Consider the following 20,257-nt stretch of genomic DNA (forward strand, 5'->3'; position numbering starts at 1 on the left):
ATTTATGGCACCTTTTTTCACTATCCTTTAGGGGTAATGGATGCTAAAATATTGATGTACATCAAAAAGTGAAAGGTTGTTATGATTTCTGATAAGCCAGCGGCAAAGCGCATTCAATCTGGTGGTTGTGCAATTCACTGTCAAGACTGCAGCATTAGCCAGCTTTGTATTCCTTTTACTCTCAATGAATCTGAACTTGATCAACTTGATCAAATTATTGAGCGTAAAAAACCTATCCAAAAGGGCCAAGAGCTATTTAAAGCTGGTGACGACCTTAAGTCTCTCTACGCTATTCGCTCAGGTACAATTAAAAGTTATACGATTACTGAGCAAGGTGATGAACAAATTACAGCGTTTCATCTAGCGGGTGATTTAGTTGGTTTTGACGCGATCACTGATGATTCTCATCCTAGCTTTGCTCAGGCTCTAGAAACATCAATGGTATGCGAAATACCCTATGAAATTCTTGATGATCTTTCGGGTAAAATGCCTAAGTTACGTCAGCAAATTATGCGTTTGATGAGTAATGAAATTAAGGGCGACCAAGAGATGATTCTTCTGCTATCTAAAAAGAATGCGGAGGAAAGATTAGCGGCTTTTCTTTATAACTTGTCGACTCGTTTCTCTCAGCGTGGCTTTAGCCCTAGAGAGTTTCGTCTGACAATGACTCGTGGTGATATCGGTAACTACCTTGGCCTCACTGTTGAAACGATCAGTCGTCTACTCGGCCGTTTTCAGAAGTCTGAAATCCTCAGTGTCAAAGGCAAATACATCACAATCCTTGACCATGACCAACTGATGGAACTGGCAGGCGTATCTAAAGAAACTAAGTAACTTCAATGAGGTAGCTCTTAAATGAGCTACGTCATACTTCTGTTAAAAACTCTCTTTTTTTCTAAAAATCTCACTGGTTATGAGCTAAAGTAACTCTAACGCCCTCCTCCATAATTAAGGAGTCGATATGAGTATTTATAGCAAGATTCTGGTGGTAGCTGACATCAACCACGATGAGCAACCCGCCCTTGCCAGAGCCATACAGTTAGCACAGCAAAGCACTTCTTCTAGCCACATTACATTTTTTTTATCTATTTATGATTTTTCTTATGACATGACGTCGATGCTCTCTGTTGATGAACGTGATGCTATGCGGCGTGGTGTTATCCATCAGCGCGAGCAATGGATGAGGAAAGTAGCTGAGCCGTATATTGATAGTTCGATTGAATTTGAAGTAAAAGTGGTGTGGCATAACCGCCCTTATGAAGCCATTATTGCTGAGATCTTTTACGGAGAACATGACATTCTGATCAAAGGGACGCGCAAGCATGATGTCCTTGAATCCGTTATTTTCACACCGACAGATTGGCACTTATTGCGTAAATGCCCAACCCCGGTGCTGTTGGTTAAAAATTCAGATTGGCCACAGAATGCGAATATAATCGCTTCGGTACATGTGGGGTCAGAAAATCCGGCTCATATTGATTTAAATGATTGCATGGTTGAGCAACTAATAAGCCTCACCACCCGTTTAGACGCGACGCCTTATCTGGTCAATTCATACCCTATTACGCCAGCAAATATTACCATTGAGCTGCCCGAGTTTGATCCAATGACCTACACTGATGCTGTTCGTGGTCACCACTTGATGGCAATGAAGGCATTGCGACAAAAGCATGGTATAGATGAATCGCAAACACTTGTAGAACAAGGCTTACCTGAAGACGTCATTCCTCAAGCAGCTGAAAAGCTCAATGCGGCGATGGTTATTCTTGGTACGACAGGGCGTACGGGGTTATCGGCAGTATTTATTGGCAACACGGCAGAGCAAGTCATCGATAAAATTAATTGTGATGTATTAGCATTAAAGCCTCATGGCTATGTAAGCCCTTTAGATCCTAGAACCTCTATTTAACAAACCAGATTGTTCACCTAATCGCCCTCGTCATAGACAGGGCGATTTTTTATCTTCCTTGATTGTTAGATCTAGCATCTGTGCTATTTATCCGTATCATACGCACTTTATTTTGTTTAAAGATTAAAGACCAGACACTGATGACTGAGCAAATTCAAGAGCGCACCAAAGCTCAACAATATAATTTCAATAAACTTCAGAAGCGCATTCGTCGTAATACGGGTCAAGCCATTGCTGACTTTAATATGATTGAAGATGGCGACCGTATTATGGTATGTCTTTCTGGCGGTAAAGATAGCTTTACCATGCTGGATATTCTAATGAGCCTTCAGAAAAGTGCCCCTGTTAGCTTTGAGCTTATTGCCGTGAATCTTGATCAGAAACAGCCCGGATTTCCTGAACACATTCTGCCGCAGTACTTAGAGCAGCTAGGCGTTGAATATAAAATTGTCGAAGAAGATACGTATTCTATTGTTCAAGATAAGATTCCTGAAGGGAAAACCACCTGCTCTCTTTGTTCACGCTTACGCCGCGGCATTTTGTACCGTACAGCCAAAGAACTCGGTGCGACGAAAATTGCGTTAGGCCATCACCGTGACGACATTCTAGAAACGCTATTTTTGAATATGTTTTATGGTGGGAAGATCAAAGGAATGCCACCTAAACTTGTCTCTGATAACGGTGAACATGTGGTAATTCGCCCTCTCGCCTACTGTCGTGAAAAAGACATTATCAAATATGCGAACATGCGAGAGTATCCGATTATTCCATGTAATCTATGTGGCTCTCAGCCAAACATGCAACGTCAAAACATTAAGCAAATGCTAAATGGCTGGGATAAACAGTTCCCTGGGCGCATCGAGACCATGTTTAGTGCAATGCAAAATGTAGTGCCTAGCCATTTGGCTGATTTCAAGTTGTTTGACTTTAAGTCGATTAACCGTGATTCAGGCGTTATTAATGGCGGCGACATTGGTTTTGATAAAGAAGAGATGCCAATCCTAGCGCTCGAAGATGAGGATAGCGTGATGGAGTTTGATCCTAGGTTGAAGTTGGATGTCACCAATCTTTGATGATAAAACGAGTAAGGGCTGCGAATGCAGCCCTATTGATATTAGCCCAACATATCTAATGTTTCGCTTTGGGAAGATAAGGTAACACGCGAACCGTTTCTTGTGGCAACTGCATCGATCCACCTTCACCCAGTTGACTGAGGTCCACTTGGGCTTTGCCATTTTCTATGTTAATGGTTTCGCCGTTACTCAACTGAATGACCGAATTCAAATTATTGGTAAATTCGAGTGTGACACCAGAAACATCGGGTGTGAACCAACTCGCAAACATCCCGCCGAGCTCTTCCAGCAATTTTTGCATCTGGGGTAATAAGATGGCGACCTGTTGGTAAGATATTTCCCCTTTGAACTGCTCTTTTGCCATAACAACAGTCGAAAAGTCACAACGCATATCTTCAGGAGTATCGACAAACACTAACGGATTCGCTTGCCGTAAATGATCGTCTAAAGGAAGTAGTAGCTCGTGGTTGCTACTGACTTTCAACGCTTCATAGTGCTTCTCTTTTTCCATCCAAGCCTTCTCTATTGGGCAGAGCTGTTTGGTATTGGCATTAAGGAAATAATAAGCGACTTTGACATTGGGGTACTCTTCTTTCACGTTATTTTTCATTGCTGAAAACAACTTGGAGTATGTAAACATATACTCTTGAGCGTTAACGGGAAATACGTTAGCAAGGCATAGCGTTGTCAGTAATAAGGTAAGCGTTCTTTTTTTCATTATTATTCTGTCCAGAAAGGCTGGTTGTGACGCATCATAGATTGAAGATCTTGCACATAAGCTTCTCCGCGCTCTGAGTATTTCAGTAAGCCATTGGTCATCTCCATGGCACTGTCGGCACTCAATAAATCGGCATTATTTTTTCTTAATCGAAAACGAATCTCTCGTAAATCATGATAAGCGGAGTTGCGGTTCACATTCATGAAGTAACCGTGGATTGACTCTTGAACAGAACCAAAACTGGCCACTTCGTGAGTCATACCTTCCACTCGTTGCAAAGGCACCAACCCACACCCTACACTGTAACACCATTGACCCAAATAGTTGTTTCCTTCAGTTGCAAAGCGAGAGGTTCCCCAAGCCGATTCATTTGCTGCCTGGGTCAAGACTAACGCTTCGGGTAAAACGTCAACTCGATGCAGCATGTTTTCTAACCATGCGCTAGTTATGCCCTCTACAGGAATCGAAACTTCGTATAGCTTAGAGAGTTTTTGCGCCTCACTATAGTCACTTTTAGCTATCTGGTTGCTTAGATGATGCAGTGCAATCCTCTCTAATATCTCACGCTCTTGAAAAATACGTCTATTTTCCCAAGCGATACCTGGTTTCAAGAAAGAAAAAAAAGCACGCTTTTTCTCTCGAACATCAGCGATGGCTGAGAAGTCAGGTGCTTTGCCAATGACACTTGCTCCTTGTAAAGATGGAATGTCGCTTTTAACCGTCGTCTCAATTGAGGTTTGCTTGACGTAGTAAACGCTGCAACTCACCACCACGAGCGAGATGGCGGTAAGTAAGATTATTTTACGCATTGAACACCTGAGAGTTTGGATTATTGTCGGATTGATTAGTCGCTATGATCTTTAGTTTGATGCCGAACATATTGCGATAAATAATCCCTTTAGCATGGAAGAAGAAAGGTAATACAAAAATGAAACCTATCCCATAAAAGAGCGCGGCGGCAACGAACATCAGCATTATCACGGAATAAATCACAGTAATAGGAACGATTTTTTTATTGACTGCGCGTAAGGATAACAGCAGTGATTGCATGGGTGGAACCCGTTTTTCGCAGATCAATAAGATGGATTGGCTAAACGCAATACTCAAATACATTGATAGCAATGGGAAAATCATTCCTGCTACACCTTGCAGTAATAAGCTGAATAGCGTTGCTAAAATCACTGGGATGGTAAACTGTAACCCCTTACCTATATGTCTTGGCTGCGTTCTTAACCCAGCGACATGACTCATCGCCATTAAGCTCACGCCAGCATAAATAGGTGCACTAACGACCTCATAGCTAAAATTAGCCACAAAAATAGCTTGTACAATATTGCCTGTAAAAGCTTCTGGTGTTTTTAACGCATCCAAGATTAGTGATGGATCACCCAGTTGCAATTTTAAAGCAATATAGAAGATCGCGAGCTGCACAAATAAAAGAATCACGATGGAAGGAGAAAAGGAGATAAATTGCTTGATCGTACATTCCCATGCCTCTTTGAGCACGGCGTTGACTTTTAGCTCGTAATCTCCTTTGAGCGCATGCTCTACACTACCGCCTAAATTGAAATCTTTTTCAATATCATTATTCATAAAATGTCCTAGGCAACGGAAAAGCACGTTGCCTGTATTTGGGTCACAAAGTTATTGTCATTATACTGCAATACACTCTAGTCCAAAATCAGAAGCCTAAACTGATCTTGCATTATTATGTGTTTGGTTGATAATTAACCACTTGAAAGCATTGAACAGTTAGTTAGTTCTGTATGGTAATCAATCTTTACTGCTACCTACAAAACTTTTTCTGTATCAATATAAGAAAACGCTTTGAATTCACTCTTTTGGTGATTATGATGCGCGCCTCAATTGTGTATAGCGACAGGTCGTAAGATAGGCATCCCTATAGACCAAGGTGGGAGAAAAACAGACGTTGAACGTAAAAAAATCAGTAGGAAAACCAGTAGTTCGTCTTTCTGGTATCAGTAAAAGTTTCGATGGTAAGGAAATCATTGGCAACCTAAACCTTGATGTTAATCATGGCGAATTCTTAACAATACTTGGTCCTTCTGGCTGTGGTAAGACAACAGTACTAAGAATGATTGCAGGTTTTGAAACCGCAGATCAAGGTTCAATTACTCTTGATAATCAAGATGTTACAAAAGTTCCTGCTGAGCAGAGACACGTTAACACCGTCTTTCAAAGCTATGCACTTTTCCCACATATGACCGTATTTGAAAATGTCGCGTTTGGTTTGCGTATGCAAAAAGTGCCAACGGCTGACATTGAACCCCGTGTGATGGAAGCACTGCGGATGGTACGTCTCGACGCGATGGCCCAGCGTAAACCAAGTCAACTTTCTGGTGGTCAACAACAACGTATCGCCATCGCGCGTGCCGTTGTTAATAAACCTAAGGTTCTGTTGCTAGACGAATCTTTATCCGCGCTTGACTATAAACTGCGTAAGCAGATGCAAATGGAGCTTAAGCAGCTTCAACGTCAGCTTGGGATCACCTTTATCTTCGTTACGCACGATCAAGAAGAAGCCTTATCAATGTCGGATCGCATTATTGTTATGCGTGAAGGGAAAATTGAGCAAGATGGCTCTCCACGTGAAATTTACGAAGACCCTAAAAACCTATTTGTTGCTCGCTTCATCGGTGAGATCAACGTATTTAATGCTGAAACGATTGAACGAATTGACGATAAGCGTATTCGTGCACATATCGAAGGTGTTGAAGCGGTGGTCTACCACGATCAAAATGTACAACCCGGACACAAACTACAAGTTTTGCTGCGTCCTGAAGATCTTCGCATCGAAGAGATTAAAGAGTCAGAAGAAAAAGGCATTGTTGGACACGTGACAGAACGTACCTACAAAGGCATGACTCTAGAATCTGTAGTCGAACTTGAAGAATCAGGCATGCGCGTGACGGTTAGCGAATTCTTTAACGAAGATGATCCTGATGTGGACCATTCTCTCGGCCAGAAAGTCGCTATCACTTGGGTTGAAAGCTGGGAGGTAGTACTCGATGATGAGCAAGAAGCTTAATCTTCAAAATGCTATTATCACATTGATTGTTGGGTGGTTAGTGCTGTTTGTGCTAATCCCTAACGTTATGATCATTGGTACTAGCTTTTTGACTCGCGATGAAGCCAACTTAATTGAAATGACCTTCACGCTTGATAACTATACACGCCTATTGGATCCACTTTACGCCAAAGTGCTCATGCACTCTTTCTATATGGCAATTGTGGCTACCCTTCTCTGCTTGGTTATTGGTTATCCATTTGCCTATATTGTCGCAAAAATGCCACAAAAATGGCGCCCAATTATGCTGTTTTTGGTGATTGTTCCTTTTTGGACCAACTCTCTTATCCGTACCTACGGATTAAAAATAGTGCTGGGTACGCAAGGTATCCTAAACCAAGCTTTAATGGCTTTAGACGTCATAGATAAACCACTGCGCATTATGTACACCGAGACAGCGGTAATGATTGGCTTAGTTTACATCTTGCTGCCTTTTATGATTCTTCCGCTCTACTCTGCTATTGAAAAGTTGGACGATACCTACATTGAAGCCGCGCGAGATTTAGGGGCAAATAAGCTTCAAACTTTGCTGAAGGTAGTATTGCCATTGACCATGCCGGGTATCATCGGCGGTTGCTTATTGGTATTACTGCCAGCATTAGGTATGTTCTATATTGCGGACTTACTCGGTGGCGCGAAAAACCTGCTGATTGGTAACGTGATTAAGAGCCAAGTATTGAATGCTCGTGATTGGCCATTTGGCGCCGCGACCAGTATTGCCTTGACTCTGGCGATGGCTGTAATGCTTTATGCATACTACCGCGCTGGTAAGTTATTGAATAAGAAAGTGGAGCTAGACTAATGGGCAAAACAGTTAGATTTAGCTTTATGAGTTTAGTGTATATATTTCTATACCTACCGATCATAGTGCTGATTGTAAACTCATTTAATGACAATAAATTTGGTATCAAATGGGGTGGTTTTACTACGAAGTGGTATCACGCACTAATTTCAAACGACAGCTTAGTTCAAGCCGCATGGCACTCGCTGAATGTAGCGGTTTTTTCAGCCACAGCGGCGACAGTGATTGGTAGTTTAACGGCTGTAGCCCTTTTTCGTTATCAATTTAAAGGTAAGCGTGCAGTTAATGGCATGTTGTTTATTGTGATGATGTCTCCAGATATTGTCATGGCAATTTCGCTACTTGCGCTATTCTTAGTCTTAGGCGCTCAGCTAGGCTTCCTTACCTTGTTGATTGCACACATTACATTCTGTTTACCTTTCGTTGTTGTGGCTGTTTACAGCCGCCTCAACGGATTTGATGTAAAGATGCTCGAAGCGGCCAAAGATCTCGGTGCTGGCGAATGGGTGATTTTGAGCAAAATCATTTTGCCATTGGCGAAACCGGCGGTTGCGGCTGGTTGGTTACTGAGCTTCACATTGTCATTAGATGATGTGATCATTAGCTCGTTTGTGACTGGTCCTACTTACGAAATTTTACCATTGAAGATTTATTCTATGGTTAAAGTCGGGATTTCCCCAGAAGTTAACGCTCTGGCGACCGTGATGTTAGTTGTTTCTTTAGCTCTAGTAATCACATCACAGTTGTTAGCAAGGGAAAAAGTGAAGTAGAATCGACATCTTGTAATACATTACGCGAAACAGAATGACAAATCGTCATTCTGTTTTTCTATCTAACGCCTAAAAATAGGCAACGTTTGGTTTGGAGCTAACGTCAATGAAAAAATGGGCTACTCTATTAGCTGGTAGTGCATGTGCGCTTTCTTTGTTCTCTGGAGCAGTAACAGCGGACGAAAACAAGGAACTAGTATTCATGAACTGGGGGCCGTACATTAACAGTGGTCTTCTGGAGCAGTTTACTAAAGAGACCGGCATCAAAGTGATTTATTCAACTTATGAGTCGAATGAAACTTTGTATGCAAAGCTAAAAACACACAACCAAGGTTATGATCTTGTTGTTCCATCCACCTACTTCGTTTCTAAAATGCGCGATGAAGGTATGTTACAAAAGATTGATAAGTCTAAATTAAGCAACTTTAAAAACCTTGATAACAACTATTTGAATAAACCTTACGATCCAAATAATGATTATTCAATTCCACATGTGGTTGCTATCACTGGGCTTGCAGTTAATACCGATATGTACGATCCCAATGATTTCCAAAGCTGGGGTGACCTATGGAACCCAGAGTTGAAAGGCCAGCTAATGTTGATGGATGATACTCGTGAGGTATTCCACATTGCCCTTCGTAAGTTAGGTTACTCAGGTAACACTACGGATGAAAAGCAAATTGATGAGGCCTACGCTGAGCTGCAAAAACTAATGCCTAATGTATTGGTATTTAACTCAGATAACCCTGCCGCTCCTTACCTCTCTGGTGAAGTTGGCTTAGGTATGCTGTGGAATGGCTCTGCAGCAGCGGCGCAAAAAGAAGGCTTGCCAATTAAGCTTGTTTTCCCTAAAGAAGGCGGTATCGGTTGGGTTGACAACTTTGCTATCAGTTCTGGTGCCAAAAACGTAGAAGCTGCACATAAGATGATCGATTTCTTGCTACGTCCAGAAATTGCAGAACAAATTTCTCGCGACACGGGTTATTTAACCGGCGTGAAAGCGTCTAATGAGAAATTTAAAGACAGCCCTGCTCTTTTCCCATCTCAAGATGATTTAGATCGTGTTGAATGGCAATCTGCCGTTGGTGAAAAAACCGTGCAGTATGAAGATTACTTTATGAAATTAAAAGCGGGTCAATAATTCCGCAAAAAGTATGAAATAGGCAGCACTAGCTGCCTATTTTCGTTAAAACTGGTATACTTTGCACTTTCGTATCACGCACCCTTGCCTAGTTAAGCTTTGGCACCGACTAAAATGGAAACGTAATGAAAAGCACACTGTATGCTGGCGCTATTTGCGCAGCAACTCTATTCACTACGCCTGCAATGGCTGCAGATCAAGAGCTTTATTTTTACAACTGGTCTGAATATATCCCCCACGACGTTCTCGAAGATTTCACCAAAGAGACAGGAATTAAAGTCATTTACTCAACCTATGAGTCTAATGAAAGCATGTATGCCAAGTTAAAGACTCAAGGTTTCGGCTACGATCTTGTCGTGCCATCCACCTACTTTGTTTCTAAAATGCGTAAAGAAGGCATGCTGCAGGAGATTGACCACGCTAAGCTTTCTCATTTTGCTGATCTTGATTCTAACTATCTCAATAAATCGTTCGACCCCAACAACAAATTTTCTATCCCTTATATCTGGGGCGCAACGGGGATTGGTATTAATACCGATATGCTTGATAAATCACTGATCAAAAACTGGGGCGACTTATGGGATGCCAAGTGGGAAGGTCAGTTGATGATGATGGACGATGCTCGTGAGGTGTTCCATATTGCACTGAGTAAGCTTGGTTACTCACCTAATACGACGGATCCTGACGAAATTAAAGCGGCCTATCAAGAGCTTAAAAAGCTGATTCCAAACGTGTTAGTGTTCAACTCCGACTTTCCGGCAAACCCTTTTTTAGCGGGTGAAGTTTCTTTAGGTATGTTATGGAACGGTTCGGCGTATATGGCCCGCCAAGAAGGCGCTTCAATTGACATTATTTGGCCAGAAAAAGGCGCGATTTTCTGGATGGATAGCATATCCATTCCGGCCGGGGCCAAAAACGTTGATGCGGCTCATAAGATGATTGATTTTCTATTGCGCCCTGAGAATGCAGCAAAAATTGCATTAGAAATTGGTTACCCAACTCCCGTTAAAACAGCCTATTCACTGTTACCCAAATCTTTCGCCAATGATCCTAATATCTTCCCTCCACAATCTGTGATGGACAGCGGATTTTGGCAAGATGAGGTGGGAGAAGCGAATGTGTTGTACGACGAATACTTTCAGAAGCTCAAAGTAAATAATTGATCATATTCAATGTTTAGATAACACGCCTACTCTAGGCGTGTTTCTTTTTTGGCATTTCTAACCCTAATATCTCTTCCACTAACCGCGGAACTTCAATACTGGCTTTACCGTAGCGTTTTTCCTCAAACTCACTTTCTACGGCACTGGGCTCTAAGTTGATCTCAATGGTGTGTGCGCCGTGCATTCTGGCATCATGAACAAAGCCTGCCGCAGGGTAAACAACGCCCGATGTACCGATAGAGATAAAAAGATCAGCCGTCTCGAGTGCTGAATAAATATCGCCCATGCGTAGTGGCATTTCGCCAAACCAAACAATATGAGGTCGCATTTGAGCCGGAATTTGACAGCAATGGCAAAGCTCTCCGCTAAGAATATCGTTCTTATGATCTATTACCTGATTAGAAACACTGCAGCGTGCTTTAAGCAGCTCACCGTGCATATGAATCACCTGTTTGCTACCACCCCGCTCATGAAGGTTATCAATATTCTGCGTAATAATCGTTACGTTTCCCTCTAGCTCTTGCTCTAATTTACCAAGCGCGATGTGGGCAGCGTTAGGTTGTATTGATTCAGATTGGAGTTTTCGGCGACGCTGATTATAGAAATCCTGTACGAGATCGGGATCACGTGCGAAACCTTCAGGGGTCGCGACATCCTCTATTTTATGGTTTTCCCATAACCCATCTTGAGCTCGGAAAGTTTTGATGCCTGATTCCGCTGAAATGCCGGCCCCCGTGAGGATCACGATATTCTTGTAGGGGAAATTCATACTATGTCCTTATTGTACGCTTTTTTGCTAGCTTAGCACCGATGCAATAACAACAGTAGTTTTGAGGGTTAGACCATAGTATAAAACCGCTATCAGTTGCCTATTTTCTGTGACATAAGTCAGTCTATTTGGCTTTTGGTGAACTCTGTTATTTTGACTAGCAGGGTCGGATTTAAAACTCAAATTGCAAGCATTAAAAAGGCCTCCCGCAGGAAGCCTTTTCTTAAGAGTAAACCGTGGATCAGTTTACGCCACGAGATTTCAAGAATTCAGCATAAGTGCCTTTGAAATCGGTCAGTTTGTTATCACGGATTTCAATGATGCGCGTTGCCAGTGAGTCCACAAATACGCGGTCGTGAGATACGAAGAACAGAGTCCCTTTGTAGTTCTCCAACGCCGTGTTGAGTGATTCGATCGATTCCATGTCCATGTGGTTGGTTGGCTCATCCATCAACAGCATGTTTGGCTTATGCATCATTAGTTTACCAAGCAACATACGACCTTGTTCACCACCAGAGATGACCTTAACAGATTTCTTGATGTCATCTTGGCCAAACAACATGCGCCCTAAGAAGCTGCGGATCACTTGCTCGTCATCCCCTTCTTGACGCCATTGGCTCATCCAGTCAAACAGGTTCATATCTTCGGCAAAATCGTGCGCGTGATCTTGAGCGTAGTAACCAATATTCGCGTTTTCAGACCATTTATAGCTGCCGCTACGAGGCTCAAGTACACCCGCTAAGGTGTTAAGCAGAGTCGTTTTACCGACGCCGTTTTCACCAATGATCGCTACGCGTTCGCCTACTTCAAAAATAGCGTTGAAGTTACTGAATAGATCGTTTTCAAAGCCTTGGCTAAGGTTTTCAACTTCTAACGCGTTACGGAACAACTCTTTCGATTGTTCAAAACGAATGAAAGGGTTTTGGCGGCTAGACGCTTTAACTTCGTCCAATTGGATTTTATCAATCTGCTTAGCTCGTGACGTCGCTTGCTTCGCTTTAGATGCGTTCGCAGAAAAGCGTGCAACGAAAGTTTGCAGTTCAGCAATCTGTGCTTTCTTCTTAGCATTATCAGAGAGCAGACGAGCACGCGCTTGCGATGCCGCTGTCATATACTCGTCGTAGTTACCCGCGTACAGACGCAGTTCACCGTAATCCAAGTCAGCCATATGTGTACATACGCTGTTTAAGAAGTGACGGTCGTGCGAGATGATGATCATGGTGCAGTTACGTTGGTTTAGTGTATCTTCTAGCCAGCGAATGGTATCCATATCCAAGTTGTTGGTTGGTTCGTCAAGCAGCATGATGTGTGGTTCAGCAAACAAAACTTGCGCCAATAGCACACGTAGTTTCCAACCTGGTGCCACTTCGCTCATCAAACCAAAGTGCTGTTCAAGAGGAATGCCCACCGCAAGCAACAATTCACCGGCTTTAGACTCGGCCATGTAGCCGTCCATTTCCGCGAATTCAGTTTCGAGATCCGCAACCTTCATGCCATCTTCTTCGGTCATTTCAAGCAGAGAATAAATGCGGTCACGTTCTTGTTTAACTTTCCATAACTCTTTGTGACCCATGATTACCGTGTCGATAACCGTGAACTCTTCGTAAGCGAATTGATCCTGATTCAGTTTCGCCACACGTTCGTTAGGATCATAGCTAACGTTACCACTCGAAGGTTCAAGCTCTCCGCTTAGAATCTTCATAAATGTTGACTTACCACAACCGTTAGCGCCAATCAGGCCATAGCGATTACCTTCGCCAAACTTAACGGAAATGTTTTCAAACAGAGGCTTTGCGCCAAATTGTTGAGTGATATTCGCGGTGGAGATCAAAACCAGTACCTTAATAAATGTGAATTGTATAAAAAACTGCGCAACGTTACTTGTTCAAGGCTCGAACTGCAAGCGATGTTTTTGTTTCACTGCCGTTAAAAGAAATCTAACTATTTATTTTTGAATATAAAATGGTTGAAAAAGCGATAATAAGAAGCCACACCTAAAACGAGTAAAAGCAAAAAATCAGCTTTCACTTTTCGCATCTTTATAAGTAAGAAAATAAAAAATCGAACTGTGTTAGTCAGATTGGTTATAATCATCAGCCAGTTAGCACCAAGGCATGAGTTGGGTTATCATCCTTACCTTGGTTTGTCGCCACTAAAAATGGGCGAGTGATGCTCAATCAATGAGTTTAACTTGTCTGTACGGCGCTCTTCTCATCGCACAATTAAGAGACATTTCATGTTACTTCCCACACAAACAAGTTGGGTTATTTTAGCGGGTGGGCAAGCCAGCCGTATGGGTGGACAAGACAAAGGGCTGATTGAACTCAATGGCCAACCTTTGATTCAACATGTCATGAATAAGCTTAAGCCGCAATCTACTAACCTGACGATTAACGCTAATCGTAACCATGCACAGTATCGTCAGTTTGCACCTGTCATTTCCGATACCATGGCTGATTATCCAGGTCCACTCGCTGGAATTCAGGCAGGGTTAACCCATGCACAAACCGATTGGGTCGGATTTGTCCCTTGCGATTGCCCGTTGATCAATGACGATCTTGTTGCGCGTTTTTGCCATGCTGCTCAAGACTCGCATGATATTTTAGTCGCCCATGATGGTCACTTCGCTCAACCCGTATTCACCCTTATTCACCAACGTGTGCTGCCAACACTGACTGCATTTTTAGAACGTGGCGAGAGAAAAATCACCCGTCTTTATCAAGAATGCCACACAGATTACGTTGACTTTAGCGACTCGCCAAACTGCTTTTTGAACCTCAACACGCCTCAAGATCTGGCACAATTTGGAACTTTGACATCATGAAATATCAAGCGCCTTCATGCCCTTTACTTGGTTTTGCGGCCTACTCTGGCACAGGAAAAACGACCCTGCTTGAAGCCTTATTGCCCAAGTTAAGGGCAGCAGGCCTAACATTAGGCGTACTTAAGCACGCGCACCACGATTTTGATATTGATAAACCAGGTAAAGATAGCCATCGGCTGCGTAAAGCGGGGGCAAGCCAGATGTTAGTTGCATCGCGCTATCGTCATGCAATGATGACTGAGACGCCAGAAGCCGAACCCGATTTCGAATATCTTTTGTCTCGCTTTGATTGCGATAAACTCGACGTAATTTTAGTTGAAGGGTGTAAAAACCTCGCCTTTCCAAAAATTGAGTTGCACCGTGCTGAAGTGGGTAAACCTTGGCTATATCCAAATGATGAAAATATCATCGCTATCGCCGCGGATGAAGTTGTGAAAAGTGCTTTGCCACAGATGGACATCAATGATCTCGATGCAATAGCAGCGTTTGTGATTGAATATGTACAGCGTTGTAAATGAAATATCCTGCGCTATTTCGGTGCTGAAAGCGTGACAATTATCCCACTTAAAGGCAAAATCTAGCCCATTACATGTTGGTTAGTCATGTTTAAGCGCTACCAACGCCCCCCATTTTCAATCGGTTGATAGTAAGCGATCAGCCTTTGTTTATTTTCCCGAAATTGGGAATGACGATTTTAGAGAGATGATCATGGCTCGCACCATTTTGTACACTTACAAAAATGAAGATAAAACGCTGACTTTTTCTTACGAAAAGCATCACAGCATTCAAGAAGCAGTAGCCGAAGCGGAAGGTATTGATATTACTGATTTTTTAAAAATGGAACAGCAGCTGGAAATGATTTCTGACGCAAAAGCGGTACGCAATTACCGCGATAACCACTTTAAAAAGTTAGGCTTTAGCAAGTTAACACTGCAACAAAAAGAAAACGTAGGTGTGGGTAAAAAAGGCGCTAACACCAAATAAACAGAACTTAGGTTAATAGGTTAAAGAGTTAACTTTTGACTGATATAAAAAAGGGCCCGTTTGATTATAGGCCCTTTTTGTTTGATTTTATGATTTGATATTCAGGAAAGCCGCACCACGTACGCCGCCTGAATCACCATGTTTTGCTTTGATGATCTTCGGACATTTCGCGACAGAAAGCAGGTATTTCGGTACGCGCTTAGGCATCTCTTGGTAGATCAATTCAAAGTTTGATAAACCGCCACCGAGTGCAACAACGTGTGGGTCATTGGCTGTGAAAATGTTGGCAAAACAGATGGCAAGTAGCTCCATAAAGCGCTCAACATGCTCAACGGCTTTCGTTTCACCTGCTTCATTGGCGTGAATGATATCAATCGCTTTTTTGTGCTCGCCATAATAGTGTTCGTACAATAGCTCAAAACCGCGGCCAGAGAGATAACTGTCTAAGCATCCTTGTTTGCCACAACCACAGCCGAGCATCGGCGCTTTATCGCCAAGATGTAACCATGCGTCGAGAGGCAGACGCATATGACCAAACTCCCCCGCGACGTGGTTACGGCCAGAGAACACTTTCCCTTCATAGATAAGGCCGCCACCAAAACCTGTGCCGAGAATTAGGCCCATAACCGAAGGCTCATTTTTCAGCTCATCGTCCCATGCTTCAGAAAGCGCAAAGCAGTTTGCATCGTTTTCAATCTTCACGCTGCGGCCAATTTTTGCTTCTAAATCAGCGCGTAACGGCTTGCCTTTTGCAGCAGGAACGTTGACAGTTAATACCGTAGCATCATCAGCATCTTCCATACCTGGTAAGCCAAGGCCTATTTTACCTTCCACACCCCATTGTGCGTCATATTTACTCACCAACTGCGCAATGGTTTCAACTAGCAGATTGTAGTCGTTTGTTGGGGTAGGAACGCGCTCCGTTGCTACGCGTTCTAACTTCTCATTAAACGCACCAAACTCAATTTTAGTGCCACCGACATCAAAGCCGTAGTACATGCAATCTCTCCTAAAATTTGCTCATCAATGAGCTAAAAATAAAACTTTGGGCATTATCCACAGAGCTCAGCCTACAATCCGTGACCGAGTACCAATTTATCTGGTCTATAGGTTCGATTGAACAATTACTCATCACCGAATCGATCAACTTTAGAGTCACGTCTCGCTTTGCTGCTGGTCGATGAAACGTTTCAAGACTGGCCTGCTCAAATCATGCTTTAGGCGGGTTTTGCTCAGCAAGTAACTTTCTCGAAACACTTCAAACCATTGGCTTAATAGCAGAGAGGCTTGATGCTCACCCACTTCAGCCAATACCAATGACGCCACTTCAGCCGTTGATAAATGCTGCTCATTATCAGATTTACGCATCATATATTGCGATACGCTTTTAGGTGCGATAGACATCACCGGAAGCGCATCCAAATAAGGTGATTTACGAAACATTCGTCTTGCCTCGCGCCAGCTTCCATCAAGCAATATCAACAGTGGTTTGCGTTTATCGTGCGCGCTGGGAGGGCTTTGCATTACTCGAGGCTTTTCATCCACATACTCTTCGGGAAAAATGACGACTGGTTGATAGGCGGGGTTATTCAACAGTGCTAGCATTTCCGCGTGAGGTTCGGTGCGATTCCACTGATAAACGTAAGTTTCTTTAATCACATCGGCAATTAGTCGACCAGTATTACTGGGTTTAAATACTTCATTTTCAGAAACTAGCAGTAATACTGCGATATCCGTATCCATATCCGGTTGATGGCTGCATAAGCAGTATTGCGTGGCGACCTGACAATAGGCGCAACGTTCAACTTTCGCACCACGAGCTTGAAAAGGTTTGGTCGATAACGCTAAGCGATGTTGGAACAAATGGTTAAATGCGTGGATTCTCATAAATCAGGGCGGCAAGCTGGAAAGTGCTGCCGATTGTACTTACAGTACAAGCAGATTCCTAGCACAAGACCATTGAAGATGAGCCATTAAGTATGAACCTGAACCCTGAATTGATCCGTTTGAGCGTATTTTTCGCTGTATTTATGTTTTGTGCGCTGTGGGAATGGTCTTGCCCACGTAAAACACTCACCCAAAGTAAAACCACTCGCTGGCTTAATAATTTAGGTTTGGTTGGTTTAAATAGCCTGTGCTTATCGCTATTGATGCCAGTGTTAGCCATTGAAGCGGCTTATTGGGCGCAGCAAGACTCGATTGGCCTTTTTAATTGGGTGGATTTACCACAAGTGGCTGAAATTGCGCTGTCAGTGATTATTCTTGATGGCGTGATTTACGCCCAGCATGTGCTTTTTCACTTCTCTCCTTGGTTATGGCGTTTACATCGCATGCACCACGCGGATCAAGATATTGATGTGACCACTGGCTCGCGCTTTCACCCATTCGAAATGATTCTCTCTTTGTGGATCAAAATCACTTGCGTGATCATGTTGGGTGTCAGCCCATTCGCGGTATTGATATTTGAGGTAGTGCTCAATGCGAGCGCGATGTTTAACCACAGTAACGCAAAATTACCGTTGAAAATGGACCGTTGGCTTCGCTGGTTGGTGGTGACACCTGACATGCATCGGGTGCATCATTCAGTCATTGTGCGAGAAACTCACTCCAATTTTGGTTTTTTCTTGTCATGTTGGGATCGGCTATTTCGTACTTATCGTGCTCAGCCAGAATTGGGCCATAAGCAGATCATTATCGGCCTGCCACTCTTTCGAGAGAAGCGTGAGCAGTGGTTGGATAAAATGATTACTCAACCGTTTAGGGAAAAGTAATGTATAAAAATACTGGATCCGAATGTTACTGAGGCCCTAGAAATGCACTATAAGAAATGGTCAGTCGTTGGTTTAACTATTTTATTAATGGCTTGTAGCTCGATTTCATCAGTAGAAGTAGAAAGAGCCGATGTGAGCAATGAAGAGATTGAGGCCGTTGCAAATAATCAAGACTCTTTAGGTATACTGTTTCAACGCTGGCAAGGAGTGCCGTACCGATTAGGTGGTGAAACGTTGAACGGAGTCGACTGCTCTGCATTTGTGCAAATAGCGTTTAAGGATGCATGGCAGATCCCTCTGCCACGAACCACACGCTCACAGAGTCAAACGGGTTTTGAGGTAAATTATCAAAATGCGCAGCGCGGGGATTTGGTCTTTTTTAGAACATCAAGGACGAGTAATCATGTTGGAGTCTATCTCGGAGACAAGAAATTCATGCACGCCTCTACGTCTAAAGGTGTGATGATCTCAAGGATGGATAATCCCTATTGGGCTTCTAAATTCTGGCAATTTAGGCGGATTATAAGCCCGCCTAACTCTAATTAGTGTCGTACTTCAATTAGTCGTACTTGAATTAGTCGTACTTCGCAACGGCACTATCGAACAGATTCTTCACTAAAGCGATGTATTCATCAAGAAAAAGGATCTGTTCATTGGTCGCAGGTTTATTCCAAACACCCGCCAATACTTCACTAAGGTCCGCTACTAAAGAATCAGCTTCTTTAAGTAACTGAAATCGAACACTGGAATGTAGCTCAGGGTTTTGTTCAAAAATAGCCATGATGTTGCTTGAAACCATGTCGGTCACAACATCTTCTACACTTTCAGCACCAATATCTCCGCCTGATGTGAACACATCAATATTAAAAGAGAGATGCTCTATCAGAGCCAAATAACCATCGGTTTCTACAACCACTTTAATTCTCCGCTTTACCGCTAGATTGCTAGTAATCACTGTACCTTCAATAATACTAAGCCATGTCAGCCCATTTTCACAGATTTGATAGTTTAGACGTTCAAATTTCCCGCGATTTCTTGATAAGCATCTATTTCATGAGTATTTATTTTCCCCAAAGTAGGATACGGCATCCTATAAATGGGGTTACTAGCACCTAAGCAAGATCAATTTAGGGAAAATATAGCGTTATTTTTAATACTATTTCTGTATTCACTTCCGTAAATTCTTGCACTTAATCACATTTATGATCATTGATACTCCCTCAAGAGGAAAGTGGCTAAATTATGTGCCGCGCATTTCTGAAATATTCGTAACCATGACCTAAACTACGAATTATTAAGTAAATCAAGGCAGAGGTCGTTATGTGGCAAACACTCATTCAGCAGTTATCCGATACCCTGATGTTTGAATTTAACCCTGTTGAAAAAGAAAAAATCAGCGGTGGTGACATTAGTGATTGCTACATGATCAGCGATGGCGAGCAACGCTATTTTGTTAAAGTGAACACACGAGACTTCCTAGCTAAGTTTGAGATTGAAGGTGAAAACCTACGCTCGCTTCGTGAAACGTCAACAGTACAGGTTCCTGAATTAGTGATGATTGGAACCAGTAAAAATGATGCTTTCATTGTTTTAAACTATCTACCAACCAAACCTCTTGATAACGCAACGAACAGCTATGAATTTGGTGTACAACTGGCAAAACTACATCAATGGGGAGAACAAAAAGAGTATGGGTTTGATACAGACAATTATATTGGTTCCACTTTGCAGCCAAATCCGTGGGACAAAAAATGGTGTCATTTTTTTGCAGAACAACGTATCGGCTGGCAATTGCAATTGTTGCGTGAAAAAGGAATTGAGCTATTCAATATCAGCGAGTTGGTCGATGTTGTCCAATCTCGCTTAGCTAACCACAGCCCTCGCCCATCTCTGCTGCATGGAGATTTGTGGCACGGGAATGTGGCAAACTCTGTATTTGGTCCAATTTGCTACGATCCTGCTTGTTATTGGGGTGATCGTGAATGCGATATCGCAATGACAGAGTTATTTGAAGGTTTTCAACCTGAGTTTTACCAAGGCTATGAGAGCGTTTCACCTTTGAGTTTGGACTATGTAGAGCGCAAGAATATCTACAACCTCTACCATGTACTGAACCATTACAATCAATTCGGCGGCCACTATCTGGTCGAAGCGGAAAGTTTGATCAAGAAAATTCTCTCTTTTTAACGGTGTAAACAACCGATCGGTACAGATAACAAAAGATCATCAATGAATGGCTATTTTG

Annotated in this window: 21 protein-coding genes and 1 pseudogene; 14 read left to right on the top strand and 8 right to left on the bottom strand. The window is 42.7% G+C overall.

Features of this window, described 5'->3' with window-relative positions; genetic code table 11:
• Positions 1 to 81: 81 nt before the first annotated feature.
• From CCZ37_RS06440 to ttcA, 3 genes are all read left to right on the top strand, one after another.
• Positions 82 to 834, top strand: a complete 753-nt coding sequence (locus tag CCZ37_RS06440) for an FNR family transcription factor (RefSeq protein WP_010320258.1) — start codon at positions 82 to 84, stop codon at positions 832 to 834.
• Between the two features lie 127 nt (positions 835 to 961).
• Entirely contained in the window at positions 962 to 1,909 is a 948-nt protein-coding gene (uspE, locus tag CCZ37_RS06445; protein WP_010320259.1) for a universal stress protein UspE, read from the top strand.
• Between the two features lie 140 nt (positions 1,910 to 2,049).
• Positions 2,050 to 2,982, top strand: coding sequence for a tRNA 2-thiocytidine(32) synthetase TtcA (ttcA, locus tag CCZ37_RS06450; RefSeq protein ID WP_017042881.1), 933 nt, complete (start codon positions 2,050 to 2,052; stop codon positions 2,980 to 2,982).
• A 55-nt stretch (positions 2,983 to 3,037) separates the two neighbouring features.
• On the opposite strand, the gene CCZ37_RS06455 is transcribed toward ttcA, so the two are convergent.
• The 3 genes from CCZ37_RS06455 to CCZ37_RS06465 are packed head-to-tail and all read right to left on the bottom strand — an operon-like array spanning position 3,038 to position 5,293.
• Entirely contained in the window at positions 3,038 to 3,700 is a 663-nt protein-coding gene (locus tag CCZ37_RS06455) for a DUF2987 domain-containing protein (protein WP_094500062.1), read from the bottom strand.
• 2 nt (positions 3,701 to 3,702) lie between these two features.
• Complete coding sequence (locus tag CCZ37_RS06460; protein WP_094500063.1) at positions 3,703 to 4,509, bottom strand: glucosaminidase domain-containing protein; 807 nt, start codon at positions 4,507 to 4,509, stop codon at positions 3,703 to 3,705.
• Positions 4,502 to 5,293, bottom strand: a complete 792-nt coding sequence (locus CCZ37_RS06465; RefSeq protein WP_010320263.1) for a DUF2189 domain-containing protein — start codon at positions 5,291 to 5,293, stop codon at positions 4,502 to 4,504. Before CCZ37_RS06465 ends, CCZ37_RS06460 begins: the two co-directional genes overlap by 8 nt.
• Positions 5,294 to 5,612: 319 nt before the next feature.
• Between CCZ37_RS06465 and potA the strand changes: the two genes are divergently transcribed.
• The 5 genes from potA to CCZ37_RS06490 all read left to right on the top strand — a co-directional run bounded on the left by potA (position 5,613) and on the right by CCZ37_RS06490 (position 10,664).
• Positions 5,613 to 6,749: a spermidine/putrescine ABC transporter ATP-binding protein PotA gene (potA, locus tag CCZ37_RS06470; RefSeq protein ID WP_010320264.1), complete on the top strand. Its 1,137-nt coding sequence runs from the start codon at positions 5,613 to 5,615 to the stop codon at positions 6,747 to 6,749.
• Positions 6,733 to 7,590, top strand: a complete 858-nt coding sequence (potB, locus tag CCZ37_RS06475) for a spermidine/putrescine ABC transporter permease PotB (protein ID WP_010320265.1) — start codon at positions 6,733 to 6,735, stop codon at positions 7,588 to 7,590. The genes potA and potB overlap by 17 nt, the downstream gene beginning before the upstream one ends.
• On the top strand, positions 7,590 to 8,360 hold the full coding sequence (gene potC / locus CCZ37_RS06480; protein WP_010320266.1) for a spermidine/putrescine ABC transporter permease PotC: 771 nt from the start codon (positions 7,590 to 7,592) through the stop codon (positions 8,358 to 8,360). The genes potB and potC overlap by 1 nt, the downstream gene beginning before the upstream one ends.
• A 106-nt stretch (positions 8,361 to 8,466) precedes the next feature.
• Positions 8,467 to 9,501 (top strand): extracellular solute-binding protein, encoded by a 1,035-nt coding sequence (locus tag CCZ37_RS06485; RefSeq protein WP_029388221.1) that lies wholly within the window; start codon positions 8,467 to 8,469, stop codon positions 9,499 to 9,501.
• A 125-nt stretch (positions 9,502 to 9,626) separates the two neighbouring features.
• On the top strand, positions 9,627 to 10,664 hold the full coding sequence (locus tag CCZ37_RS06490; protein WP_094500064.1) for an extracellular solute-binding protein: 1,038 nt from the start codon (positions 9,627 to 9,629) through the stop codon (positions 10,662 to 10,664).
• Positions 10,665 to 10,695: 31 nt separating this feature from the next.
• Here the strand turns inward: CCZ37_RS06490 and cobB are convergent, their stop codons facing one another.
• Together cobB and CCZ37_RS06500 are read right to left on the bottom strand one after the other, a co-directional pair.
• Positions 10,696 to 11,433, bottom strand: coding sequence for a Sir2 family NAD+-dependent deacetylase (gene cobB, locus CCZ37_RS06495; protein WP_094500065.1), 738 nt, complete (start codon positions 11,431 to 11,433; stop codon positions 10,696 to 10,698).
• 241 nt (positions 11,434 to 11,674) lie between these two features.
• Positions 11,675 to 13,264, bottom strand: a complete 1,590-nt coding sequence (locus tag CCZ37_RS06500; RefSeq protein WP_094500066.1) for an ABC-F family ATPase — start codon at positions 13,262 to 13,264, stop codon at positions 11,675 to 11,677.
• Between the two features lie 405 nt (positions 13,265 to 13,669).
• Here CCZ37_RS06500 and mobA point away from each other — a divergent pair, with 405 nt between their 5' ends.
• From mobA to CCZ37_RS06515, 3 genes and pseudogenes are all read left to right on the top strand, one after another.
• Entirely contained in the window at positions 13,670 to 14,257 is a 588-nt protein-coding gene (mobA, locus tag CCZ37_RS06505; RefSeq protein WP_026027998.1) for a molybdenum cofactor guanylyltransferase MobA, read from the top strand.
• Positions 14,254 to 14,766, top strand: a pseudogene (gene mobB / locus CCZ37_RS06510) (molybdopterin-guanine dinucleotide biosynthesis protein B); the annotation flags it as partial. The gene mobA and the pseudogene mobB, both read left to right, overlap by 4 nt.
• A gap of 199 nt (positions 14,767 to 14,965) precedes the next feature.
• Positions 14,966 to 15,241 (top strand): DUF2960 domain-containing protein, encoded by a 276-nt coding sequence (locus CCZ37_RS06515; RefSeq protein WP_094500067.1) that lies wholly within the window; start codon positions 14,966 to 14,968, stop codon positions 15,239 to 15,241.
• 87 nt (positions 15,242 to 15,328) lie between these two features.
• On the opposite strand, the gene nagK is transcribed toward CCZ37_RS06515, so the two are convergent.
• Together nagK and CCZ37_RS06525 are read right to left on the bottom strand one after the other, a co-directional pair.
• Positions 15,329 to 16,240 (bottom strand): N-acetylglucosamine kinase, encoded by a 912-nt coding sequence (gene nagK / locus CCZ37_RS06520; protein WP_094500068.1) that lies wholly within the window; start codon positions 16,238 to 16,240, stop codon positions 15,329 to 15,331.
• Between the two features lie 156 nt (positions 16,241 to 16,396).
• The gene (locus CCZ37_RS06525; RefSeq protein WP_094500069.1) at positions 16,397 to 17,128 is read right to left on the bottom strand and encodes a tRNA-uridine aminocarboxypropyltransferase; all 732 of its coding nucleotides are present in this window, start codon (positions 17,126 to 17,128) and stop codon (positions 16,397 to 16,399) included.
• Between the two features lie 92 nt (positions 17,129 to 17,220).
• Between CCZ37_RS06525 and CCZ37_RS06530 the strand changes: the two genes are divergently transcribed.
• Positions 17,221 to 18,012, top strand: a complete 792-nt coding sequence (locus CCZ37_RS06530) for a sterol desaturase family protein (protein WP_094500070.1) — start codon at positions 17,221 to 17,223, stop codon at positions 18,010 to 18,012.
• A gap of 42 nt (positions 18,013 to 18,054) precedes the next feature.
• Complete coding sequence (locus tag CCZ37_RS06535) at positions 18,055 to 18,558, top strand: NlpC/P60 family protein (protein WP_094500071.1); 504 nt, start codon at positions 18,055 to 18,057, stop codon at positions 18,556 to 18,558.
• A 28-nt stretch (positions 18,559 to 18,586) separates the two neighbouring features.
• Here the strand turns inward: CCZ37_RS06535 and CCZ37_RS06540 are convergent, their stop codons facing one another.
• A complete protein-coding gene (locus CCZ37_RS06540) occupies positions 18,587 to 18,928 on the bottom strand; it encodes a DUF3802 family protein (RefSeq protein ID WP_010320278.1) in 342 nt (113 codons plus the stop codon).
• Positions 18,929 to 19,332: 404 nt separating this feature from the next.
• Between CCZ37_RS06540 and CCZ37_RS06545 the strand changes: the two genes are divergently transcribed.
• Positions 19,333 to 20,199, top strand: coding sequence for a fructosamine kinase family protein (locus CCZ37_RS06545; RefSeq protein ID WP_094500072.1), 867 nt, complete (start codon positions 19,333 to 19,335; stop codon positions 20,197 to 20,199).
• Positions 20,200 to 20,257: the final 58 nt, after the last annotated feature.

Source organism: Vibrio qinghaiensis (assembly GCF_002257545.1).
Lineage (GTDB): Bacteria > Pseudomonadota > Gammaproteobacteria > Enterobacterales > Vibrionaceae > Vibrio > Vibrio ordalii.